The sequence below is a fragment of the Acinetobacter sp. YH12140 genome (genome assembly GCF_013418475.1).
Lineage (GTDB): Bacteria > Pseudomonadota > Gammaproteobacteria > Pseudomonadales > Moraxellaceae > Acinetobacter > Acinetobacter amyesii.
The window spans coordinates 124,198-146,269 of record NZ_VPBZ01000003.1 but is presented as its reverse complement, the minus strand read 5'-3'; the positions used below and the strand labels follow the sequence as shown (position 1 = coordinate 146,269).

Sequence of the window (22,072 nt, the reverse complement as noted above, 5' to 3'; positions counted from 1 at the left end):
ATAAGGAAATTTTATGCAACTGACATTGGTTAGGCATGGCGAAGCTGCTCCACCAGTAATGGGGAATGATGAAAAGCGTCCTTTAACAGCGCGCGGACAAACTCAAGCGGCAGAAACTGCAGCATATTTGAAAGATATAATTCAACCAGACGTTTTTGTGGTGAGTCCGCTACTGCGGGCGCAGCAAACACTTTCATCTTTGCAAAAACATTTTCCACATGTGCCTGTGGTTATTTGTAATGCCATTAAACCGGAAGATGATGCCAAAGTTGCAGTGGAATGGTTGTCACATTTACCGTATGAGTCTATTGTGGTGGTGTGCCATATGAACGTTGTGGCACATATGGCCAGTGTTTTAGTCTCAGAATATTTTAATCCCTATGCTTTGGCAGAAGCGCGCATTTATGAACAAGCGGTCATTGCTCCAGGGTTATCAACACAAATTAAAACGTTTATACCATCAACATAAAAACCAATTAAAACGGCAGAAAAATTAATGTTGTATTTATGGATGCCCGACGCCAATGGGGTTTGGCAATGGTCAGAAGGGGATTTCTGGAAGCAGTCATCGACGCTTGAACAATTGATTCAGGAAATTCAGCCACATGCGGGAAAGGAAGCGGTTGTTTTCTTTCCAAGTCGTGATGTACAAATCATTCAGCAAAATTTTCCAAAAAACCAATATAAAAAACTTGGCCCAGACGGCGTAAAATATTTACTTGAGGAATATGTCATTTTGCCTTTGGATGCAATGAAAGTATTGCATCATTTTCAAAGTCCAGATGAATTAACGGTCATGGGGGTTGCGCATAGTGCAGTCGAAACGATGCAGCATGCTTTGACACTAATCCCTGTGAAAGTCATTTCGTTATTACCTGACTTTTTGGTCTTGCCAAGCCCAGAAGCTGGGCAACATGTTTTGGCAAATGTCAGCGGTCATTTATTGGTCCGAAATAGTGAATATGTCGGTCAGTCTGTTGATGATTTGGCATTGTACTTAGATTATCAAATTGGTCAGCCGAACTATAAGATTTCAAATCTAAGTTCAGATCAGACGCATAGTCTTGAAGCCACTGTAACGCATGATCACATTGAATCGTTTCATTATGAATTACCCAATATAAAAAAACCGAAACAACATCCACTCAATGTTTTGCCGAAAGCCAAAACCAATACGGGTGTAAGCGGTTATTGGAAAGCATGTGCAGCAGTTTTGGTCGCGGCTGTAATTACACAGTTTAGCTATGATGCAGTTCGTTGGTATCAATACAAAAAAGTGGCCAATATCACTGCGGCACAAGCGATTGATCAGTTTAAATATTGGTTTGGGCAAAGCTATCCTGTCACTGAACAAACGCTGAAAAGCCAGTTCGAGTCACAATTGCGTCAGAGTCAAACCGGCAATGCGCAGGCGCTGTCCTTACTGAGCCGTGTTGGTCCTGTTCTAATGCAAAACCAAATTTCTGCAAATCGTGTGAGCTATGAATCCTCGATGCTGAATATGGAGTTAAAAGCTAATTCCGCAGAAGTATTACAAACCCTAACTAATCAATTAAAACAACAAGGTTTTAAAGTCGAATTAGGGAATATTCAACCAAGTGCCAACGGCGCGATTGGATTGGTGAAAATACAATAATGATAAAAATGGAAAACCTACAGCAACGTATAGATGGGCAAATTGAGCGCATCACTGATTATTTAGACCAACTTTCTACTCGTGAACGAGTCATGGTGATCTTTACCACAATTTTTGTTGTAGTGGCAGCGATTGGTTCGGCACTGTTTTATATGAACAAAGCTGCAAATTTTCAACAAAAGCGCGTGAATGAACTCAAAGATACTGTTGTTTGGATGCAAAGTAATGCCGTCACGATGAAGCCAGCAGGTGATACACAACTGAGCGCGTTGGAAAAAGTTCAGCGTGTATCGCAACAACAGGGCTTGTCAGTAGCATCTCAACAAGTCGGTGAGCAAATACAGATTGCAGTGATGCATGAAAATTATGCAATTCTGGCCAATTTTTTGACGCAATTGGTTCAAATGGGCTTAAGTATTGAAAAGATGGAATTAAGTTCTGAAGCAGGACAGGTTAAATTAACAGCGAGTGTACAATAATCGGTAAAAATAAAGATCTGCTAAGCATGGTGTTTTATCTGTGCTGTGCCTATAATATGCCGACTTAAAAAGCAGTAGACTTTTATAGATATGTTGTATTCTCTAGCCCGCCCTTTGTTGTTTACTTTAGCACCAGAGCGTGCACATGAGCTGACATTATCGCTGTTGAAATCTTCTCACAAGATGGGAATGATGCGTCAAAACGTGGCGTCTAAACCAGTGACATGTATGGGAATCGAATTTCCTAATCCTGTTGGTTTAGCAGCCGGTCTTGATAAAAACGGTGCTTATATCGATGCGCTGGCGAGCCAGGGCTTCGGCTTTATTGAAATTGGTACAATTACACCACTTCCACAATCAGGGAACCCTGAACCTCGTTTATTTCGTTTACCGAAAGCAAAAGCCATTATTAACCGCATGGGTTTTAACAACGATGGCGTGGATCAGTTGATCGAAAATGTCAAAGCTGCAAAATTTAAGGGTGTACTTGGGATCAATATCGGTAAAAATGCAGTCACACCTGTTGAAAAAGCAGTTGACGATTATCTGATTTGTCTAGAAAAAGTTTATAACTACGCTTCTTATATTACCGTTAATATTTCATCTCCTAACACAAAAAATCTTCGCAGCTTACAAAGCGGTGATGCTTTGACTGAACTGTTAGAGACGCTCAAGAAACGTCAACTCGAGTTGGCGGATGAAAATCAACATTATGTACCCTTAGTACTTAAAGTTGCACCAGATCTAGAACCTGAAGACATTAATTTTATTGCCCAACAATTGTTAAAATTTAAAATTGATGGTCTGATTGTCACCAATACGACTTTGTCACGGGAAGGTGTTGAAGGCCTTCCATTTGGCGATGAAGCTGGTGGTCTATCCGGTGCACCAGTCTTTGAAAAAAGTACGGCATGTTTGGCGGCTTTTGCTAAAGTATTAAACGGTCAAATTCCATTGATCGGTGTTGGTGGTATTTTGTCGGGCGCGGATGCTGTTGCGAAACAAAAAGCAGGAGCAAGCCTTGTACAAGTGTATAGTGGCCTCATATATACAGGTCCGACACTTGTAAAAGACTGCGTAGACGCATTGTAAATATCATGAATACCATTGATATCTTTATACTGATTATTTTGCTCATTGGAGGGCTTAACGGTTTGCGTCAAGGATTTGTAAAAGCCTTTGCGAACTTCATTGGATGGATTCTTGCACTTGTCATTGCGGCAAAGTATGCAACCGTCCTTGCACCTTCGATGACATCTTTAAGTACAGATCCAGTGGTACAGAAGATTGCCGCGTTCGCATTTATTGTATTGTTGATTGTAGTCATGACTTGGGTCGCGACATGGTTATTGAACAGTATTTTGAAAACATTAAAGCTCGGTCCGTTAAATCGACTGGCAGGTGGTGTTTTTGGAAGCTTAAAAGGATTGTTGGTGGTGCTGATCACTATGCAGGGGCTAGGTCCTTGGGTAGAAAGTTCACCACATTGGAAACAATCTAAAATGGTTCAGTCATTATTGCCATATGCGCCTTGGGCAACCGAATTGTCCAAAGATGCTGCAAATCAAGCACTTCATCATATTCAGTCTGAAGATGCTCAGAAATCTTCAGACCTCCCATCTGAGTCGCAGAACAAGCACGGACGTTCTGGATCGGGTGAGTCAACAAATAATCCTTTTTATTAACCCTAGCTTGTCTGCGAGGTTGCTATGTGTGGAGTAGTTGGTATAGCTGGTAAATCACCTGTTAACCAAATGTTGTTTGATGCGTTAACGATGTTACAACATCGTGGACAGGATGCAGCCGGGATCGTAACTTGTCAGGATGGTCGTTTATTCCTGCGTAAAGATACGGGTATGGTGCGTGATGTGTTCCACACACGTCATATGCGTGCATTACAGGGTAATTATGGTATTGGCCATGTTCGTTACCCAACTGCTGGTTCTTCAAGCAGTGCTGAAGCTCAGCCATTCTATGTAAACTCACCTTATGGCATCACGCTTGCACATAATGGTAACTTAACTAATGCTGCTGAAATTCATGATGACTTGTTCAAGACTGACTTACGTCATATGAACACCGATTCAGACTCAGAAGTATTATTAAACGTATTTGCTCACGAATTGCAAAAACGCGCAAAACTTACACCAAGCGCTGAAGATGTATTCCACGTGGTATCACGTGTGCATGAACGTTGCAAAGGTGGTTATGCGGTTGTTGCTATGATCACCGGTCAGGGCCTTGTTGGTTTCCGTGATCCAAATGGTATTCGCCCATTGATCTACGGTTCGCGTGAAACTGAAAATGGTATGGAATATATCATTGCGTCTGAATCTGTCGCAATTACCGCGCTCGGCTTTAAGGTTGAACGTGATATTGCACCGGGTGAAGCAATTTATATTACTGCTGATGGCGTGATGTCGACCAAGCAGTGTGCAGTAACCCCTGAATATCGTCCTTGTATCTTTGAATACGTATATTTTGCGCGTCCAGATGCGACTATTGATGGTATTTCAGTTTACAAAGCACGTTTGAAAATGGGCGAAAAACTTGCTCAGAAAATTCTACGTGAATGGGGCGATGAGCACGATATCGATGTCGTGATCCCAATTCCTGATACTTCACGTACTTCGGCGCTAGAACTTGCAAATACCTTAGGTGTGAAATTCCGTGAAGGCTTCATGAAGAACCGTTATATCGGTCGTACCTTCATTATGCCGGGTCAGCAACTTCGTAAGAAATCTGTGCGTCAAAAGCTCAACCCTGTAGAGCTAGAGTTCCAAGGCAAAAACGTACTCTTGGTTGATGACTCGATTGTACGTGGTACGACTTGTAATGAAATCATTCAAATGGCGCGTGATGCGGGTGCGAAAAAAGTATTCTTTGCATCTGCTGCACCGATGGTGAAATATCCAAACGTGTACGGGATTGATATGCCAGCCAAATCTGAACTGATTGCGTCTGAACGTAGCGTTGAAGAAATTCGTGAAATTATTGGTGCTGATCGCCTAATTTTCCAAGACTTGGAAGATCTAAAATCTGCAGTACGCACCAAGAAAGTCCCTGAGTTACAAGACTTTGATTGCTCGGTATTTGATGGTAAATATGTGGCAGGTGGTATCGATGCTGAATATTTGGCAGCATTAGAGCGTAAGCGTAATGACTCTGCAAAAAATGAAAAGCCAGCTTATATCGATGTTAACATTGATGCAGCTTCTGTGGATTTAACAGGTGTTCGCGAAGAATAATCTGCTGAAAACATACTGAAAAAGCGGGAATTTCCCGCTTTTTTCATTTATGATGAGCAAACAAAAGACAATGTAGCTTAAGGGTATTACATTGAGACGTGTGGGTTATGATTTTATAAAAAACAAAAATATGTTTTGGCCTGTCACCATGTGTATGGCGGCAGTGTTTTTGACCGTCGCAATTATTAATGTAATTGTCGGTTTAATTGTGGATTATTATGATTCCACTCAGTCTATCTATTGGCATGTCCTTAGCCCATTTTTAGTGGCGGCTGTGCTGCTGATTATGTTGGTTTCTGTTCTCTATGATTTTTACACCTTTCGTTTAGGTGGTTATTCACTTGCCAAACAGTTAGGTGCGCGACGTCTGAGTCTGATTGAAAGTATTCCTGAAGAAAGTGTTGCACTGCGTATGACTGAGCAGCTGGCAGATACCTTTCTAATCGATACTCCCGCACTTTATGTCTTACCTGATGAAGTGGGTGTGAATGCGCTCACCGCTGGTTTTAGCCCTCGAGATACATCGATCATTTTAACTTGGGGCGCCTTACAAACCCTAGATGAGATGGAAATGTATGGTTTGCTGAGCCATGAATTTAATAAGATCTTGTCGGGGGAAGCTGCGGAAAATACCCGTTTGAAAATCTTATATAGCGGGTTGACGACCTTTAGTCAGTGGGGCAGTAAAATTGCAAAACGTGGCTTCTATAAAAATGGACAAGCACGGGACAATAAGTTTGAAACCCTTTTTGTTGCGATTGGCGCGGTCATTTGGTTGATCGGAAGCTTAGGTGTATTGATTTCCCGCTTTATTAAATATATCTCTTTGGGTTCTCGAACCTATCGTAATGATCAGAAAACCAAACGTCTGATTCAAAATGATGCCAATATTCAAACCTTATTAAGGATTTATGTGCATCATTCAGGTTCGCAAATTCATAGTGAATATGCGGAATCGATTTCTCATATGTGTTTTGCAAACTCACTCAGTCCGCAAAACTGGATGAATATTCATCCGAGTATTGAACAGCGCATTTTTGAATTAAATCCAGCGCTCATTCATGACCTGCAACTAGAAAATTTAAAAAAACTGCGAAACCAGCCGCTATTTTATTTATTCCGTTCACTAGAAGAAGCTAGTCCAGATGTTGCAACACCATGGAACTCGCCACAACCATTACCTTTACTGCGCTTGTCACCGATTAGTTTTGCGATAAGAGATGCAATTAAACCGTTGAACCCTGAGATTCGTGAAAATTGGCAGCGGCCTGAATTGATCCAACGTGCCTTACAAACTGCAACCGGTTCGCGTGAGGTGATGGTTGCGATTTTAATGATTCGTCAGTATCGAGAATTTATTCCGACTGAAGCTGAAGTCAGTCGTGCGATTGTGGATGCCTTATTGAATCTTGATGGTCGTGTGCATATCTCAATTTTTCATGAGGCATGTAAAAATATTGGTACCATGCCAGCAACAATTTCACGGCAGTTCTTAACCAAGCTGGCCAAAATTATTCAAGAAGATGGTGAAATTGGTTTACTCGATGCCTTGCTGCTTGAAACAGTCAAATATGAATTAAATCTGTTGCCTGCACACACGCCTACATCTTTAGAAGATGTAAAACCGAGTATTGTGCGTTTGATTGATGCCTTGTTGCATGTGCAACAAATTAACAGTGATAACCAACTCGAAGTGCGTGAAAAAATCCTCAATCGAATCTTAACGAAAGAAGAACTAGAGTTCTATCGCGATATATCTGATGAGCCAATTGATTTGGCTGAAATCCTAAATGATATTTCTGGGCTGCTGCTGCGTGAGCGGTTAAGCATTCTTGGGGTTGCTGAAATATGTTTATGGAATGATCGAATTATCACGCAAGATGAGTTGGATGTTTTGCAGCTACTATATTGGCGTATTGGATTTGAATCAGCTGAGATAGTTGAACTAATGCAAAAGAAAAATAGTTTAATGATCGTATAATTATTTATAGCGGCTTGATTTATGAATAGATTAAAAGTGTCAATGAAAAGTAATCTGAGCAAGTCTACAGAATCTTTAAAGAAATAGTATGATCTAATTGATTTATAAAAGTTCAGCAAAAACCAATTAATCCCGTTAGAATATCAAGCCTTGAATAGGTGAAAATGAAAGCATGATTGGGCATCAGCGAAGCATAATGGCGGCAATGGGAATTGATATATGGATTCCTCAGGCGGCTCCGTGTCAGCAATTTAGCTCAAATATTTGGCGAGATCAGGCGGCTCCTGAAATAGTCTCTGAAATTCTACTCAAAAATGAGTCTCAGCCAACGCCTGTTTCATCACAGACTGAGCTTAAAAAGAACGTTGATATTGTTGTAAATCAATCTGTAGAAGCACCTAAAGATGAACCAAAGGTTGTTGAGCCTGTTGAAGTTCGTCCAATTGTTCAAATCCCTTCGTTTAACTTAGAAGCCATCTGTTTAATGCACTGTGTCATTGTCATTGATGCCACAGAATTAACGGCAGAGCAGCAAGTTTTGTGGAGCAATATTCAGCGCGCAGTCAGTGCCAATTTTTTTGCCTTACAGTGGCCTTTTGGTTGGGTGAATTTGCAAGATGGTCGTGGTGCAGCATCTTATGTACAGGGTTTTATCGATGCGATGAGCTTGGATAAAAATGTCATTTGCCTAGGCGATATTCCGCATTTAGAGCATGCGAAGGTGTATCCATTGGCATCTTTACAGCAAATGATTGAACAGCCTTTATTGAAAAAACGCCTATGGCAATTTATGCAAAATAAGGCAGGACAAAATACTTAAATTACGTAAATGGAAAATTTATGCAAAAAAAAGTAGTGGTTTTTAGTCAAATAGATCAAGAAATAATTCAACGTTTAGAACAACAATTTAAAGTTTTCCAAATTAGTCCTAAATTGGGCGATGTGAATCAGCAAATTCTTGAGCATTCAAAAGATGCTGATGCCATGATTGGTGCGGGACGTTTGTTGAATGCCTCAAATTTAGCTCATGCATCACGATTAAAAGTCATCTCAAGTGTAAGTGTCGGTTATGACAACTATGATCTAGCATTTTTAAATCAAAAAAATATTTGGTTGAGCCATACTCCGCATGTATTGACGGAAACTACAGCAGATTTAGCATTTACCTTGTTGATGAGTGCAGCACGTAAAATGCCTGTATTGGATCAATGGACCAAACAAGGGCAGTGGAAGCGTACAGTGGGTCCTGAGCAATTTGGTATGGATGTCTTTGCTAAAACCATCGGAATTATTGGCTTAGGACATATTGGCGCAGCCATTGGGCGTCGTGCTCGCTACGGCTTTAATATGAATGTACTCTATCATAATCGCCGAGAAAAAATTGAATTGGCTGAATCGTTATCAGCGCAATATTGCGATTTGGATGATTTGTTGCAACGTGCTGACTTTGTGGTCGTTGCAGTGGATTTAAATGCAGAATCGAAAGCTTTAATTGGTGAACGTGAGTTGGCCTTGATGCAATCGCATGCGGTATTGGTGAATATTTCACGCGGTTCAGTAATTGATGAAGCCGCTTTAATCGATGCATTAAGTCATGGTCAAATTTTTGCAGCAGGCTTAGATGTGTATGAGCAAGAGCCACTTCAAGAATCGCCATTATTTACATTAGCCAATGTCGTGACATTACCCCATGTGGGTTCAGCTACAGCGGCAACTCGTAAACGTATGGCGGAATTGGCTTATCAAAATCTAGTGGATGTTTTGGTACATGAGCGCGCGCCACGCTATGTGGTCAATCCAAAATTTGAATAAACAATCACAACAGTTTTCTCCATAATTCACCAAAATTCAATGCTATATTCGATGAAGTACGAATATGAAATTTAGAGAATAGACTTTGAAAAAGATTTTACTGGCATGTGGTCTCGGGCTTTGTTCGACATTGGCGCAGACGCAGTCCGTAGATTTTAGTTCATCCCCACAATTTTCTGTGCCTGAAATAGGTAGTGGCGTCGGCTTGTTGGATCAACAAAAAGAACGTGCCATTGGTGAGAAAGTGTATCGTGAGGTGCATCGTCAACTTCCTGTGACTGAAAATCCGTGGATGGAAGATCGTCTTTTATCTGTCTTTACGCATATTTTGAGCCAAACTCAACTTAATCAACCGGTCGGTTTGTTATTAATTAATGATCCACAAATTAATGCTTTTGCTGTACCAGGTGGCTTGTTTGCATTAAATGCGGGATTAATTAATTCAGCACGTAATATGGATGAAGTGGCAGGGGTGATGGCACATGAAATTGCACATGTATCACAACGTCATTACAGTCGTTCACAAGAAGCCTTTAAAGGGCAAGGTTTATTGTCACTAGCCGGTATCTTGGTCGGAGCCTTGGTGGCCTCACAGGCAGATGGTGATGTAGGTGCGGCTGTAATGATGGGTTCACAAGCCGCTTTGATGGATAAACAGCTAACCTATAGCCGCAATCAAGAACGTGAAGCAGACCGCATCGGGATGCAGTATATGTACCGTGCTGGATACAATCCACAGAGCATGGCTGACTTCTTTGAAGTGATGCATCGCTCTACGAGTCGAGTGAGCTTTCTGCCTGATTTTTGGTTGACGCATCCTTTAACCACGGAGCGTATGAGCGAAGCGCGCTTACGTGCCAATCAGTTGCCTCAAGTTAAAACTAGTTTGGTTGATCAAGATTTTGAAATTCTGCGCTGGTATAGTCGAGTATTGTCAGGTCAGGCGACTGAATTACAATTAAATGCGATGGTGGCGCAAAAGAATTATGCAGCTGAGTTGGCTTTGGTGAGCTTGCATATTAAGCAAGGTGACTTTACTGCTGCTCAAAAGTTATTAAATGAAGCAGCAAAACAAAATGCATCGCATGCACTTTTTACGATTTTACAGACAGATGTGCTGTTGGGCCAAAATAAAGCGGCTGAAGCCGTGAACGCTGTAAAAAGTTCGGCAATCATCATGCCTGAAAATCGTGCATTAAATTATAAATATGCAGAGGCTTTGATTCGAAACAAAGAATATGCGCAAGCACAACTGATTCTACAGCGATTTTTACAAGCAAATCCACGCGACTTGAGTGGTTGGCGACTGATGTTGCAAATGGCTGATGCAGACAAAGATGCAAGCTTCCGTTCGGTCAATGTGCTGCGATATCGAGCTGAAGTAGAGTATTGGGGCGGGGATGAAGAACGGGCGATTAAATCTTTGCTACAAGCGCAGCGCATCGCCAAAGACTCGAAAAGTCTTGCTGCAAAAATTAAGCAGCGTGTAGACGAAATGCAAAATGAACGGAAATTAAAAATATAAAGATTTCAACTGTGATGCACTTATCTATGTCGATTATAAAGTGCAAATTGTAGTTTTAGTGGCTTAGATAAATCAGTGTAAACTAGCTGGATGTAAAATATTTATGATTAAGAACTTACAAATGAAAAATATGATTTTGGCGGCCTGTCTGTTGGGCTTAGCAACGAATATTGCAGCAGCTAGCGCAGAACAATATGTGATCGCTGTGAATGATATTAACGAAAAATATAAAACTGATGTACGCCAATTTTTTAGTCAGTTAGACCCGCAGCAACAGGGATTTAAAGCAGACCAACAAGTGAAATACTGCGGTATTGTTCAGACTTATGTGAATGATCTTTATCGTGCTGCAGACGAAAATCGTGCATTTTTAGATCGTGAGTACCGTACTATGAATAAGCAGGATGTGATTCAACAGGTGATCGCATCAAAAGAGATGCAATTATTAAAAAAATATAATGTGCAGTGTGCCCTAAATTAAAATTGGTTTTACAAACATTTTAAATCATTGCGAGAAACTGAAAAAAATGAAACTCGATGATTTTGATATAAGTCATGGCAGAATCACGCTTCAGTTGATTCAGCGTCACGATGCAAAAGCACTTTATGAAGCGATCTGTCAAAGTATAGAGACCTTACGAATGTTTCCTGCAAGTTTAGTTTGGTCCTTACAAGAACCTAGTTTGGATGCTTCATTGGCATTTTGTGATTCGAGGGTGTTGGCAGCGTTAAATCAGGAAAATTTTGTTTATGTGATTCGTGAGCAACAGTCGCATAACTTTCTAGGTGTCATGGATATTCATCAAATCAATTGGATGGAAAATCAAGCTGCCGTTGGATTTTGGGGAAATGTTGAATTTAAAGGGCAGGGTTTGATGACTGAAGCCTTGCAGTTATTTGTGGATCAATTATTAAATGGTCTAGGATTTCAGCAATTAAACGCTTTTGTAGATGTGGAAAAAAAGCGAGCGCGACGTCTATGTGAACGAGCAAATTTTAAATTGATTGAAATTGATGAAGCGGCAATTCAAAATCCAGTAGATGGAAGTTGGCGAGATATTTGCAAGTATGAAATCGTTAGATAATAAAGAAAAAATAAATGATGTATGTATTTGAATTATTTTTGAATTTGGATAATTTGGCTATTTAAGTCATCAGCGTACTTAAATAGACCAAATCAAACAATATAGATGAAAGATTAAGAGAGTTTCGCTTTAATTTTAGCTGAAACTTGTGCAGGATCGGCACGTCCGGCTATGAGCGGACGTAGAGAGTTCATCACCTTACCCATATCTTTCATGCTAGTAGCTTCTTGCGCAGTAATTGTTTGCGCAATGATGGAATCAAGTTCTTCCTCAGTCATAGCTTCTGGTAGAAATTGAGATAACACCTCAATCTCGGCTTGTTCCTTACTAGCTAAATCATCTCGATTTGCACCTAAAAAGGCTTTAACCGATTCTTTGCGTTGTTTGATTTGCTTTTCAATGACCGCAAGAACTTGCTTATCGTCAAGCTCTATGCGCTCATCGACTTCGATTTGCTTGATTGCTGCCTGTAGACTACGTATTACCGTTAACTTGTCCATTTCTTTAGCACGCATAGCGGCTTTTAAAACTTCAGTTATTTGGTTTTTTAAAGTAGTCATTTATCTTGTCCAGGTTAGTCAATCAATCACAAATTAATCTTAGTAAAGGCGAGTAGTACGTACTGATTCGCGAGCCAATTTCTTTTGGTAGCGTTTAACAGCAGCAGCTTTTTTACGTTTACGTTCTTGAGTTGGTTTTTCGTAGAATTCACGTTTACGAACGTCAGCAAGAACACCCGCTTTTTCGCATGAACGTTTGAAACGACGGATAGCTACGTCTACTGGTTCGCCTTCTTTCAATTTAACTTGTGGCATGAAGAATCCTCATTAAGTTATGGATAAGATCTCGGGTCGAATTACCCTTGATCACAAGTGAAGGTCAGTATTTTACTCATTTACATCTCATATCACAAGTCTATAATAGGTTTCGCAATATTTTGAAATGGGCAAAAGGCAGTTTAATGATCGTTTTAGGCTTGGAAACTTCGTGTGATGAAACAGGACTAGCACTCTACGATAGTGAGCAAGGATTACGCGGACAAGTATTGTATAGCCAAATCAAACTGCATGCAGAATATGGTGGTGTGGTACCTGAATTAGCTTCACGTGACCATGTGCGTAAGTTAATTCCGTTATTAAAACAATTGCTTGAAGAAAGTCAGATGGATAAATCTGAAATTGATGCCATCGCATATACTCGCGGGCCGGGCTTGATGGGTGCATTAATGACAGGCGCATTGTTTGGTCGTACGTTGGCATTTGCACTGAATAAACCTGCAATTGGTGTACATCATATGGAAGGTCATATGTTGGCGCCGCTGTTGTCTAAAACTCCACCAGAATTTCCATTTGTGGCACTTTTAGTCTCTGGCGGACATACTCAATTGATGGCTGCTTATGGAATTGGTCAATATGAATTATTGGGTGAGTCAATTGATGATGCAGCAGGTGAGGCATTCGATAAAGTCGCTAAAATGATGGGTCTACCATACCCAGGTGGTCCAAATATTTCGAAATTGGCGATCAATGGCGACATCAATGCCTTTGAATTTCCACGTCCAATGCTACACCAAGGTTTAGATTTTTCATTTAGTGGTTTAAAAACTGCCGTTTCAGTTCAATTGAAAAAAGTTGAAGGCGAAGGTCGTGAGGCGGATATCGCTGCATCATTCCAAGAAGCGTTGGTTGACACATTGGTGAAAAAATCAGTGAAAGCATTAAAACAAACGGGTTTAAAACGTTTAGTTATTGCCGGCGGTGTAAGTGCAAACAAGCGTTTACGTGAGCGCTTAGAGGCTGATTTGGCAAAAATCCGTGCAAATGTGTTTTATGCAGAACCTGCGCTGTGTACAGATAATGGTGCAATGATTGCGTTTGCAGGTTATCAGCGTCTTAAAGCGGGTCAGCATGATGGTTTGTCTGTTACAACTACACCGCGTTGGCCGATGACGGAATTAAGTAATCCAAACGAAGCGTAAAAATCGTTAAAAAAAGAACCGCATTTGCGGTTCTTTTTTTAATCTAAATTTGAAAATAACTGCGCGCTGCTGATTTTTCGCATAAATCCTGCACGTTTTAATGCCAATGTCACCATGTTGGTATTGCAAGATTGAATGCCTTCAAAATTACCAAGATCTTCTGTAATGAGTTTCCATAAATCACTTGAATCATTACATAGGACATGCCAGAAAAATTGTGAATCTCCACTAATGCCAAATAGGCAGCGTGTGTTTTTAAGTTCAGACAAGGTCTTGGCAATTTGATTTGCTGCATCTGGACGAGCTTTAATCAAAATAATCGCTTCGGACTTATAGCCCATCAAACTGGGTTCTACATCGACACGAATGTTGAAAATGCCTTCTTCCAATAAATCATTCAATAATTTCTGAGTTTTATGTTCACTGAGTTCGATTTGCTCTGCCAAACTTTTAATAGATGAACGCCCATCAATAGACAGAGCATGAATCAGTTTTAACTCTATTTCAGTCAAACTTCTAAAATTGACGTTTTTATCGCTTGTACCTTCTAAAGCTTTGGGTTTGCTTGCCCAAGTAAATGGTTTTAATACGGCTTGGGTTTCTACGGTTTTAATATCCGGAATATGCGTAACAAAATCATGCATCCAAACAGAGAGATCGGCGGCCTTTTCTAATCCAATTTCAAGGAAAATATCGGCAAGTCCTGTGGTTAGAAAAACAATGCGTACTTCTGGACGGTTTGCAAAAAATTGCGCAACTTCTTTTTCCTTCCCAAATTTCACACTGATCCAGACATGAACGGTGTAACCCTTATTGGCAACCACAGGATTTAATTCAATTGCAGTTCGTATAACTTGGTCATCTAGCAATCTACCTAGACGTCGAGACAGCTTTTTTTCAGGGACATCACTAATCTGGCTCAATTCTCGCCATGATCCTCTCGGATTGGAGATAAGAGCTTTGATGCATGCAGTATCGATTTCGTCGAAACTAAAAGATTCACTCATGATGATTGACTTGTCTAAAAACTAATTATAATCTAAATTTAAGTCTAGAAAATAAAATACAACCTGTATTTATGTCTAAATATTAAATGAGACGCTTATGGATGAGTCAAAAATGCAAAACTCAATTTCCACACAAGGAAATGTATCACAAAAGAAAGTTATTCTTGCAGGAACTGTAGGAAATGCTATTGAATGGTTCGATTGGACGATTTATGCAACTTTTGCAGTATTTTTCGCGAAACAATTTTTCCCATCAGATGATCCAACTGCATCCTTGCTTGCGACCTTCGCAATTTTTGCTGTAGGTTTTTTCATGCGTCCATTAGGTGGAATCGTATTGGGGATCTTTTCTGACCGCTATGGTCGAAAAGCAGCTTTGGCCGCAACCATCATAATGATGGCAGGTGGTTCTTTGATGATTGGTCTTTCACCAACCTATGAATCAATTGGTATTTTTGCGCCGATTATTTTGGTATTAGCGCGATTACTTCAAGGTTTATCTTTGGGTGGTGAGTTCGCTTCAGCGGCAACTTATCTTTCAGAGATGGCACCAAAAAATAAACGCGGATTCTATTCGAGCTTTATGTTTTTTAGTTCAGCGATTGGTATTTTGATGGCCTCAGGTCTTGCTTGGGCCTTAACAAGTGCTTTAACTGAAACGCAAATGAGCGAATACGGATGGCGTATTCCGTTTATTTTGGGTGCGATTGGCGGCTTAGTGGGTATGTGGATTCGTAAATCAGTACCTGATAGCGAAATGACCCATAAAAAAGAATCAGTGAAGAACCCTTTGGCCGTACTGATTAAACGTCATCCGAAAGAAACGCTTCGTATTGTGGGTATTTCTATCTTAACAACATTTGCATTCTATATTTTTGTGGTCTATGTCCCGACCTATGCCATTAAAGTTTTAGGCGCAGAGCCACAAACAGCCTTTGCTGCAAATACTGTTGGCTTAATTATCTTTATGCTGTGTCAGCCTGTGTTTGGCTGGCTATCAGACAAAATTGGGCGTAAACCACAGTTGATCGTATTTGCCGTGGGATATTTAGTGTTCTTTTATCCAATCATTAAATGGATGGATGGCACGTTTGCATCAATTTTATTGGTCGAGCTTTTCGGCTTGGTTTTATATGCTTTATATACCGCCATTGGCCCAGCTGTCATGTCTGAACAGTTTCCGACAGAAGTTCGTGCAGTTGGCATTGGCGCACCTTACAACTTGATGGTGGCTTTACTCGGTGGCACAACACCGTATGTGCTAACTTGGCTACAAAGTATTGGTAAACAAGATTACTTCTATTTTATGGTATTGGTTGGCGCATTATTAACATTAATCACATTTATGAAAATGCCTGAAACGGCAGGAAAAGGTTTGGAAGATATAAAATGAATATTGTGAATTTATCTGCACTTGAGCTTGGTCGCCAGATTGCCTGCAAAAAGATAACTTCAGTAGAGACAGTTCAATTTTATATTGATCGAAACCAAACATTTAAACATCTAGATTGTATTTCGGAATTATTCGAAATCGAGGCTTTGCAACAGGCACAACATTTAGATGAGTTGCTTCAGCAAGGCACACGATTGAGTCCATTTCATGGTGTGCCAATTTTACTAAAGGATAATCTGGATGTAGCGGGTCATATCACCTATGCAGGTACGGTTTATTTAGATCAAATAGCGCAAGCGAACTGTAAACTGGTTGATCAATTGCAAGATTTAGGTTTAGTGATTTTAGGTAAAACTAAAATGACCGAGTTGGCTTTTGGTTTGTCTGGTCAAAATCCAATGCAAGGCACACCTAAAAACCCGTGGGCAGAGCAGCAATTTGCACCGGGTGGATCATCTTCAGGTTCAGCGGTTGCTGTGGCTAGTGGTCTTAGTCCTATGGCCTTTGGCGGTGATACAGGTGGTTCGATTCGTACACCAGCAGCATTAAATGGTATATTTGGTTTTAAACCTTCAGCCCATAAAGTTGCCGACACGGGTGCAGTACCTTTATCCAAAACTTTAGATACTCTAGGGCCTTTTGCACGATTTGCAGATGATATTAGCGCTTTAGTCAATGTATTGATGGATGAAGATGTTGGAGCGGCATCAAGTCAAAATGTAATTTATGCTTTAGATGAATCTGCATTTCCATATCCGCTTGAGCCTGAGGTATTAACCCTTTGGCGCGAAGGGCTAAAACGCATTGAATCATTGGGAATCGAAATTAAAAACTGGCAACCACCTGCACATTTCGATTTTCATAATTTATCGGACCGGACGTCTGACATTATTGCTTATGAAAGTTATTTATATCATGGCGATACAGCTGAAAATGCTGAAACACAGATGTGGGAATTAGTTCGTCAGCGTGTGCTACGCGGTAAGAGTATTTCACAGGAAAAATACGAGTCATTGATTGCAGAGCGAACTGAGTTTCAGCAGACATTTAAAGCTTCTTTAAATGGTCGATGTTTGCTGTTTCCAGTGAGCCCATTCCTTGCAGCTGTGTCAAGCTCAACGGATACCGAGTTTAGTCATGTGGGTGAATACACGCGTCCATTTAACTATTTAGATGCACCAAGTTATGCTTTTCCAATGGCTCAAAGTGAAAGCGGACTGCCGATGGGTATTCAGTTGGTTTCATCTCAAGCTAATGATGTTAATGTGGTAAACACAGTGCAGAAAATTGCCAATGGTTTAGGTATTCGTTCTGTGCTTCCACCTATTTGTCAGAATTAAAGAATTATTTGTCATATTCAATAATAAAGAACCGCTATAGCGGTTCTTTTTTTATTTAGTTTTTTGGCTCTAGGCTTGTTTAAGTTGTTCTGACCCAATCCAATGCTTTGAAAATTGATAAGCAGCACGCCCTGAACGTTGCCCACGACCTTGACACCAACGTAGTGCCTCAGCACGCGCTTCCTCTGTCCATGGCATCTCGGCTTTAGCCAAATAATGTTCAACAATTTCTAAATATAAATTTTGATCCATTGGATAAAAAGACAGCCACATCCCAAAGCGGTCAGAAAGAGATATTTTTTCTTCAATCGCTTCTTGAGGGTGAAGTTCGGTATATTGAGGCACATCTACCTTGGTTACAGGTGTGTTTTCATGCATGAATTCAGGCAATAAATGACGACGGTTACTGGTAGCATAAATAATAAAATTACTCGAACCTGATTGTAATGAACCATCCAAAACACTTTTTAAGCTGCGATAGTTTTCATCTTCAGCATTGAATGCCAAATCATCACAATATACGATAAATTTTTCAGGGCGATGTTCAATCAACTTTTGGATTTCTGGCAAATCAGATAAATCATCACGCTCAATTTCAATTAAACGTAAACCTTGTTCTGCATAATGGGTGAGCAGAGCACGGACGATGGATGATTTACCTGTACCACGAGAGCCAGTGAGTAAAACATCATTGGCAGGTAAGCCATTTAAAAACTGTAAAGTGTTTTGAATCACTTTTTCTTTTTGACGCTCAATTCCTTTTAAATCTTCTAAATACATGACTTTGGGCTGTTGAATGGCCTTAAGCTGCTTATCTTGCCATTTGAAAGCGATACTCGAAAAATCGGGTGCTTGTTTAAGCTCAGGCAAACTGTGCTGTAGTTGTAAGAGTACAGTAGATAGCGATTGAAGGATGTTGTCAGGTAAATCAATTGTAGCCATGATACGTCAGCTTGTCGTGTCTTGTTGTTGGTTGGTATATGACAGCAGTGTACATCAATAATGCAGTTATAATCGCCTCAATATGTCAAAGTTAAATGATTGTTCTAGGAGATCAGCGCTATTCGAATAACCAAAAAGTTGTTATAAATCTAGCTGAGTGAACAGTTTAAAGTGTGCTGAGGGATAGTCATGTTGTTTACAGGGTTTTCAAAAAGTATTAATCCACATCAGGCATATCGGATAAAAAAATTAAAGCGTCAGCTCGACCGTGCTGAATGTTATGAAGAATGGAAAGATATCGCACTTAAAATAGATGAAGAATCGGGTGCACAAGAATGGAAACTCGATAATAGTTCACCGTATTTTGATGCAGAAATTATCACTCATCGTTTAGGGTTGCTGAGACGATATCGTGCTCAGAAACGTACTCGAGATTTGATGTACATTTTAAGTGAAGGTTTAACTTATGATGTGGGCAATATTGCCCATCCCTTGCTGTTTACAGAAGCCTACGTCGGTACCAAAAAAATTATTGAAGACTATGTTGATGAGGTGAGTCAAAGTTTGGCATTTATCGCATCCCACGAATGCGTTTGTCTCAATGCTGCACAAAAAATTGAATTCTTTGAACAAAGCCAAAAAGCCTATGGTCAACCTGTTTTGATGTTTTCAGGCGGTTCAACTTTAGGTTTGTTTCATACAGGTGTGTGTAAAGCACTGATGGAGCAAGATCTGATGCCCAAAGTTCTGTCTGGTTCCAGTGCTGGCGCCATTATGACCGGGATGTTGGGTGTATCTAAACCATCAGAATTTACCAATTTATTAAATGGACAAAACTTCTTTAGTGAGGCATTTCACTTTCGTAAATTGACTGAGTTAGTGCAGGGTAATGGCGGTTTGGCAGATGTAAAATATCTGAAAAAGTTTTTGGTTGAAAACTTAGGTGACTTAACTTTTGCCGAAGCATATAAGCAATCAGGTCTGCATATCAATGTGGCAGTTGCGCCTTATGATGCATCACAAGATGCACGAATTATGAATGCGTATACATCACCCGATTTGTTGGTTTGGAGTGCAGTGTTGGCATCATGTGCAGTGCCCATTCTATTTCCACCGGTACGACTGACCAGTAAGCGTTATGACGGGCAATTTACGCCATATATGTCGGCTACACGCTGGGTGGATGGTAGTGTGCGCAGTGATTTCCCACAGGAGAAAATGGCACGTCTATATAATATTAATTATAGTATCGCCAGTCAGGTCAATCCGCATATTGTGCCGTTTATGCAGGATGATGCATCACGCTTTCGTAAAAGTATGTTGAGTTGGCCTGAGCGGATCGTTCGTCGTCAAGGTAAGGTGATTAGTAAAGGGGTGATGGATTTTGCCCGTGAGCGTGCAGGAAGTATCCCACCTGTAAGACGTTTGCTTGATCATGGTTATGGCGTGGTGGATCAGCGTTACTATGGTGATGTCAATATTGTGGGGAAATATGGCTTAAGACACTATAGTTATATGTTGCAAAATCCTCGACCTTATCTGTTTAAAGTATTGCAGCGTGAAGGTGAAAGAGCCACTTGGCCGAAGATTTCATTAATCGAAACGCAAGCCCGCATTGGTAAGACCATTCAGCATTGTTTGGAATTATTAAATTATCAAAATGAACCCAGTCAACGACATGCAGAATTTATTGCGGTTTAAATCCACAGATTTAGCGCAAACCATTTGCGAGCCAAAAACCAAAACCAAAAGTTTGGTTTTTGGCCGTCGTCTATATCAATTTCAATTCAATCAACAACGTTATTGGCTCAAGGCGCAAGTCAATGACAGCAGCCCTGAACATGTAGTTAGTTTTGGTCGAGAAATTGAGCTGTACCAGCTATTCAATCAAGCGTCTAGACAAAACAGCATCACGCTACCTTTTCAAGTGATAAAAGAGACGCATCTCAGTATTCAGCAAGAGCCTATTGATCGCCTATTAATACTGCCCAATGCTGAGCCTTGGTTCTTACAGCCTGTATCGAATTTGAGCATTGAGCAGGTGAGGCAAGTGCTATGGCAAGCAATCGATGTGGTTGAGCGATTAAGCTTGCACGGTTGGATACATGCAGATTTAAAACAAGAGCATTTTGTGAATTGGCAAGGGCAGTGCAGACTCATCGACTTTGAGCAAGCGCTACCATTAGATTTTGATCAGCAAAATGCCTTAACTGCGACACCACGTTATATGGCTCCAGAACTTTTCCATGGACAAGCAAAATCTTTGCACAGTGATATCTATGCGCTGGGGATTATTTTCTTGGAATGGCTGACATCACAGCGTTTAGAGGCGAAAAACTATCAAGATTGGGCCTATTTACATTGCCAACGCTTAAAGCTTGATCTGCCGATGCAATATCAAGGGTTTAATCAGCTATTGCAACACATGTTGATGAAGCAAAAAAATGACAGATTGGTGGATTTTTATCGCTTAAAAAGCGACTTAGTTGCTGAATTTGCTTAAGAAAAATACAAAAAAGGCACTATTGTTTTTTATTTAAACAAACAAGATGCTTTTTTATAAAAAAGGCTTGTCATGTAAGGGTGATCTCTATAATATACACAGCCATCGGGGACGTGGCGAAATTGGTAGACGCACTGGATTTAGGTTCCAGCGCCGCGAGGTGTGAGAGTTCGAGTCTCTCCGTCCCCACCACTGAATTACTAAACATGAGTTTAGTAGTGAAGGTCACAGAGGATTGGTGTAATGGTAGCATGACGGTCTCCAAAACCGTTCGTCAAGGTTCGAATCCTTGATCCTCTGCCAAGTTTTAAAAAGTCTGACATTGTCAGCAACCCTGTTGGGGACGTGGCGAAATTGGTAGACGCACTGGATTTAGGTTCCAGCGCCGCGAGGTGTGAGAGTTCGAGTCTCTCCGTCCCCACCACTTAATTTATTAAGTTGCCAAATAAACAGGTTTTTAAAACAAATTAAAGTCTGACGTTGTCAGCACCCGAGTTGGGGACGTGGCGAAATTGGTAGACGCACTGGATTTAGGTTTCAGCGCCGCGAGGTGTGAGAGTTCGAGTCTCTCCGTCCCCACCATTAGATTAAGCAAGGTTTTATACCTTGCTTTTTTGTTTTGAAATTCGAAAAACTCAGTGTCTTAAACATGGTCTTTTTTGAAGACTAATTCTAATAAAAAAATCTAATGAAAGAATGATGAACCAGAGATACAGCAAGATGTCTAATCTTGCTTTTTTATTGTCTGAAATTTATCTCGTTAAAATGAGTCAGTAAAACAAAGGTGAAAAAAAGCCCGAATATACGGGCAAATTTTGAAATGCGGATTCGAATCAATCGAATTAAATCATTTATTTCTAATCGTTCGAATAAATTATAGAGAAGATTATGCCTTTAAATGATCTTCAAACTCTTCACCGAGCTGCATGGCCAAAGCATTACCAGACAAGTCTACAGTCACTAGACCATATTCTTTTTTAAAACTGAATGTAAATCCACGATTATCTGCCAGTGTACGAACAGAATATCCTAACTTTTCTAACCAAAGACGGAAGGCAACCAAATTTTTTGCTTTAACCACTTTTTTCACGAGCGAACTCCTTATCAATCATTAAAATATTAAATAGGGGTGTCAAAATATTT

Annotated in this window: 22 protein-coding genes and 4 tRNA genes; 21 read left to right on the top strand and 5 right to left on the bottom strand. The window is 40.4% G+C overall.

The features are described 5' to 3' along the window. Positions 1 to 13 precede the first annotated feature (13 nt). From FTU75_RS04390 to FTU75_RS04335, 12 genes are all read left to right on the top strand, one after another. Positions 14 to 469, top strand: coding sequence for a histidine phosphatase family protein (locus FTU75_RS04390; protein WP_078193626.1), 456 nt, complete (start codon positions 14 to 16; stop codon positions 467 to 469). 27 nt (positions 470 to 496) lie between these two features. Further along, positions 497 to 1,636, top strand: a complete 1,140-nt coding sequence (gene gspL, locus FTU75_RS04385) for a type II secretion system protein GspL (RefSeq protein ID WP_180115236.1) — start codon at positions 497 to 499, stop codon at positions 1,634 to 1,636. After that, entirely contained in the window at positions 1,636 to 2,115 is a 480-nt protein-coding gene (gene gspM / locus FTU75_RS04380; RefSeq protein WP_168378926.1) for a type II secretion system protein GspM, read from the top strand. The genes gspL and gspM overlap by 1 nt, the downstream gene beginning before the upstream one ends. 90 nt (positions 2,116 to 2,205) lie before the next feature. Next, complete coding sequence (locus tag FTU75_RS04375; RefSeq protein ID WP_078188867.1) at positions 2,206 to 3,207, top strand: quinone-dependent dihydroorotate dehydrogenase; 1,002 nt, start codon at positions 2,206 to 2,208, stop codon at positions 3,205 to 3,207. Positions 3,208 to 3,212: 5 nt separating this feature from the next. Continuing rightward, entirely contained in the window at positions 3,213 to 3,800 is a 588-nt protein-coding gene (locus tag FTU75_RS04370; protein WP_078188866.1) for a CvpA family protein, read from the top strand. A 24-nt stretch (positions 3,801 to 3,824) separates the two neighbouring features. Beyond that, a complete protein-coding gene (gene purF / locus FTU75_RS04365) occupies positions 3,825 to 5,363 on the top strand; it encodes an amidophosphoribosyltransferase (protein ID WP_180115235.1) in 1,539 nt (512 codons plus the stop codon). Positions 5,364 to 5,454: 91 nt separating this feature from the next. Further along, positions 5,455 to 7,344: a M48 family metalloprotease gene (locus FTU75_RS04360; protein ID WP_180007308.1), complete on the top strand. Its 1,890-nt coding sequence runs from the start codon at positions 5,455 to 5,457 to the stop codon at positions 7,342 to 7,344. Between the two features lie 172 nt (positions 7,345 to 7,516). Continuing rightward, positions 7,517 to 8,164 carry a hypothetical protein gene (locus FTU75_RS04355; protein ID WP_180115234.1) on the top strand — a complete coding sequence of 216 codons (648 nt, stop codon included), beginning with the start codon at positions 7,517 to 7,519 and terminating at the stop codon, positions 8,162 to 8,164. 20 nt (positions 8,165 to 8,184) lie between these two features. Further along, the gene (locus FTU75_RS04350; RefSeq protein WP_180115233.1) at positions 8,185 to 9,156 is read left to right on the top strand and encodes a D-glycerate dehydrogenase; all 972 of its coding nucleotides are present in this window, start codon (positions 8,185 to 8,187) and stop codon (positions 9,154 to 9,156) included. An 85-nt stretch (positions 9,157 to 9,241) separates the two neighbouring features. Further along, the gene (locus tag FTU75_RS04345; RefSeq protein ID WP_180115232.1) at positions 9,242 to 10,681 is read left to right on the top strand and encodes a M48 family metalloprotease; all 1,440 of its coding nucleotides are present in this window, start codon (positions 9,242 to 9,244) and stop codon (positions 10,679 to 10,681) included. Positions 10,682 to 10,802: 121 nt separating this feature from the next. Then, positions 10,803 to 11,162, top strand: a complete 360-nt coding sequence (locus FTU75_RS04340) for a hypothetical protein (protein ID WP_180115231.1) — start codon at positions 10,803 to 10,805, stop codon at positions 11,160 to 11,162. 46 nt (positions 11,163 to 11,208) lie between these two features. Beyond that, positions 11,209 to 11,766 (top strand): GNAT family N-acetyltransferase, encoded by a 558-nt coding sequence (locus tag FTU75_RS04335; protein ID WP_180115230.1) that lies wholly within the window; start codon positions 11,209 to 11,211, stop codon positions 11,764 to 11,766. Positions 11,767 to 11,879: 113 nt separating this feature from the next. Here the strand turns inward: FTU75_RS04335 and FTU75_RS04330 are convergent, their stop codons facing one another. Both FTU75_RS04330 and rpsU read right to left on the bottom strand, forming a co-directional pair. Beyond that, positions 11,880 to 12,326, bottom strand: coding sequence for a GatB/YqeY domain-containing protein (locus tag FTU75_RS04330; RefSeq protein WP_078193617.1), 447 nt, complete (start codon positions 12,324 to 12,326; stop codon positions 11,880 to 11,882). A 39-nt stretch (positions 12,327 to 12,365) separates the two neighbouring features. Next, positions 12,366 to 12,581: a 30S ribosomal protein S21 gene (rpsU, locus tag FTU75_RS04325; protein WP_001136722.1), complete on the bottom strand. Its 216-nt coding sequence runs from the start codon at positions 12,579 to 12,581 to the stop codon at positions 12,366 to 12,368. A gap of 146 nt (positions 12,582 to 12,727) precedes the next feature. Here rpsU and tsaD point away from each other — a divergent pair, with 146 nt between their 5' ends. Further along, positions 12,728 to 13,744, top strand: a complete 1,017-nt coding sequence (gene tsaD / locus FTU75_RS04320) for a tRNA (adenosine(37)-N6)-threonylcarbamoyltransferase complex transferase subunit TsaD (RefSeq protein WP_180023873.1) — start codon at positions 12,728 to 12,730, stop codon at positions 13,742 to 13,744. Positions 13,745 to 13,782: 38 nt separating this feature from the next. On the opposite strand, the gene FTU75_RS04315 is transcribed toward tsaD, so the two are convergent. Next, positions 13,783 to 14,751 carry an Lrp/AsnC family transcriptional regulator gene (locus FTU75_RS04315; protein WP_180115229.1) on the bottom strand — a complete coding sequence of 323 codons (969 nt, stop codon included), beginning with the start codon at positions 14,749 to 14,751 and terminating at the stop codon, positions 13,783 to 13,785. Between the two features lie 97 nt (positions 14,752 to 14,848). On the opposite strand from FTU75_RS04315, the gene FTU75_RS04310 reads away from it, so the two are divergent. Further along, entirely contained in the window at positions 14,849 to 16,144 is a 1,296-nt protein-coding gene (locus tag FTU75_RS04310; protein WP_180115228.1) for an MFS transporter, read from the top strand. Beyond that, the gene (locus FTU75_RS04305) at positions 16,141 to 17,484 is read left to right on the top strand and encodes an amidase (RefSeq protein WP_180115227.1); all 1,344 of its coding nucleotides are present in this window, start codon (positions 16,141 to 16,143) and stop codon (positions 17,482 to 17,484) included. Before FTU75_RS04310 ends, FTU75_RS04305 begins: the two co-directional genes overlap by 4 nt. Before the next feature lie 69 nt (positions 17,485 to 17,553). On the opposite strand, the gene FTU75_RS04300 is transcribed toward FTU75_RS04305, so the two are convergent. Beyond that, entirely contained in the window at positions 17,554 to 18,426 is an 873-nt protein-coding gene (locus FTU75_RS04300; RefSeq protein ID WP_180115226.1) for an ATP-binding protein, read from the bottom strand. 189 nt (positions 18,427 to 18,615) lie between these two features. On the opposite strand from FTU75_RS04300, the gene FTU75_RS04295 reads away from it, so the two are divergent. The 6 genes from FTU75_RS04295 (at position 18,616) to FTU75_RS04270 (ending at position 21,511) form a co-directional block, all read left to right on the top strand. Then, a complete protein-coding gene (locus FTU75_RS04295; RefSeq protein ID WP_078193611.1) occupies positions 18,616 to 20,127 on the top strand; it encodes a DUF3336 domain-containing protein in 1,512 nt (503 codons plus the stop codon). Next, entirely contained in the window at positions 20,105 to 20,929 is an 825-nt protein-coding gene (locus tag FTU75_RS04290; RefSeq protein WP_180115225.1) for a protein kinase, read from the top strand. The genes FTU75_RS04295 and FTU75_RS04290 overlap by 23 nt, the downstream gene beginning before the upstream one ends. 107 nt (positions 20,930 to 21,036) lie before the next feature. After that, positions 21,037 to 21,121, top strand: a tRNA-Leu gene (locus FTU75_RS04285). A 37-nt stretch (positions 21,122 to 21,158) separates the two neighbouring features. After that, positions 21,159 to 21,232, top strand: a tRNA-Trp gene (locus FTU75_RS04280). Between the two features lie 36 nt (positions 21,233 to 21,268). Beyond that, positions 21,269 to 21,353, top strand: a tRNA-Leu gene (locus tag FTU75_RS04275). A gap of 73 nt (positions 21,354 to 21,426) precedes the next feature. After that, positions 21,427 to 21,511 (top strand) — tRNA-Leu (locus FTU75_RS04270). A 304-nt stretch (positions 21,512 to 21,815) separates the two neighbouring features. Here the strand turns inward: FTU75_RS04270 and FTU75_RS04265 are convergent. Further along, positions 21,816 to 22,019, bottom strand: coding sequence for a hypothetical protein (locus tag FTU75_RS04265; RefSeq protein ID WP_078188846.1), 204 nt, complete (start codon positions 22,017 to 22,019; stop codon positions 21,816 to 21,818). Positions 22,020 to 22,072 lie beyond the last annotated feature (53 nt).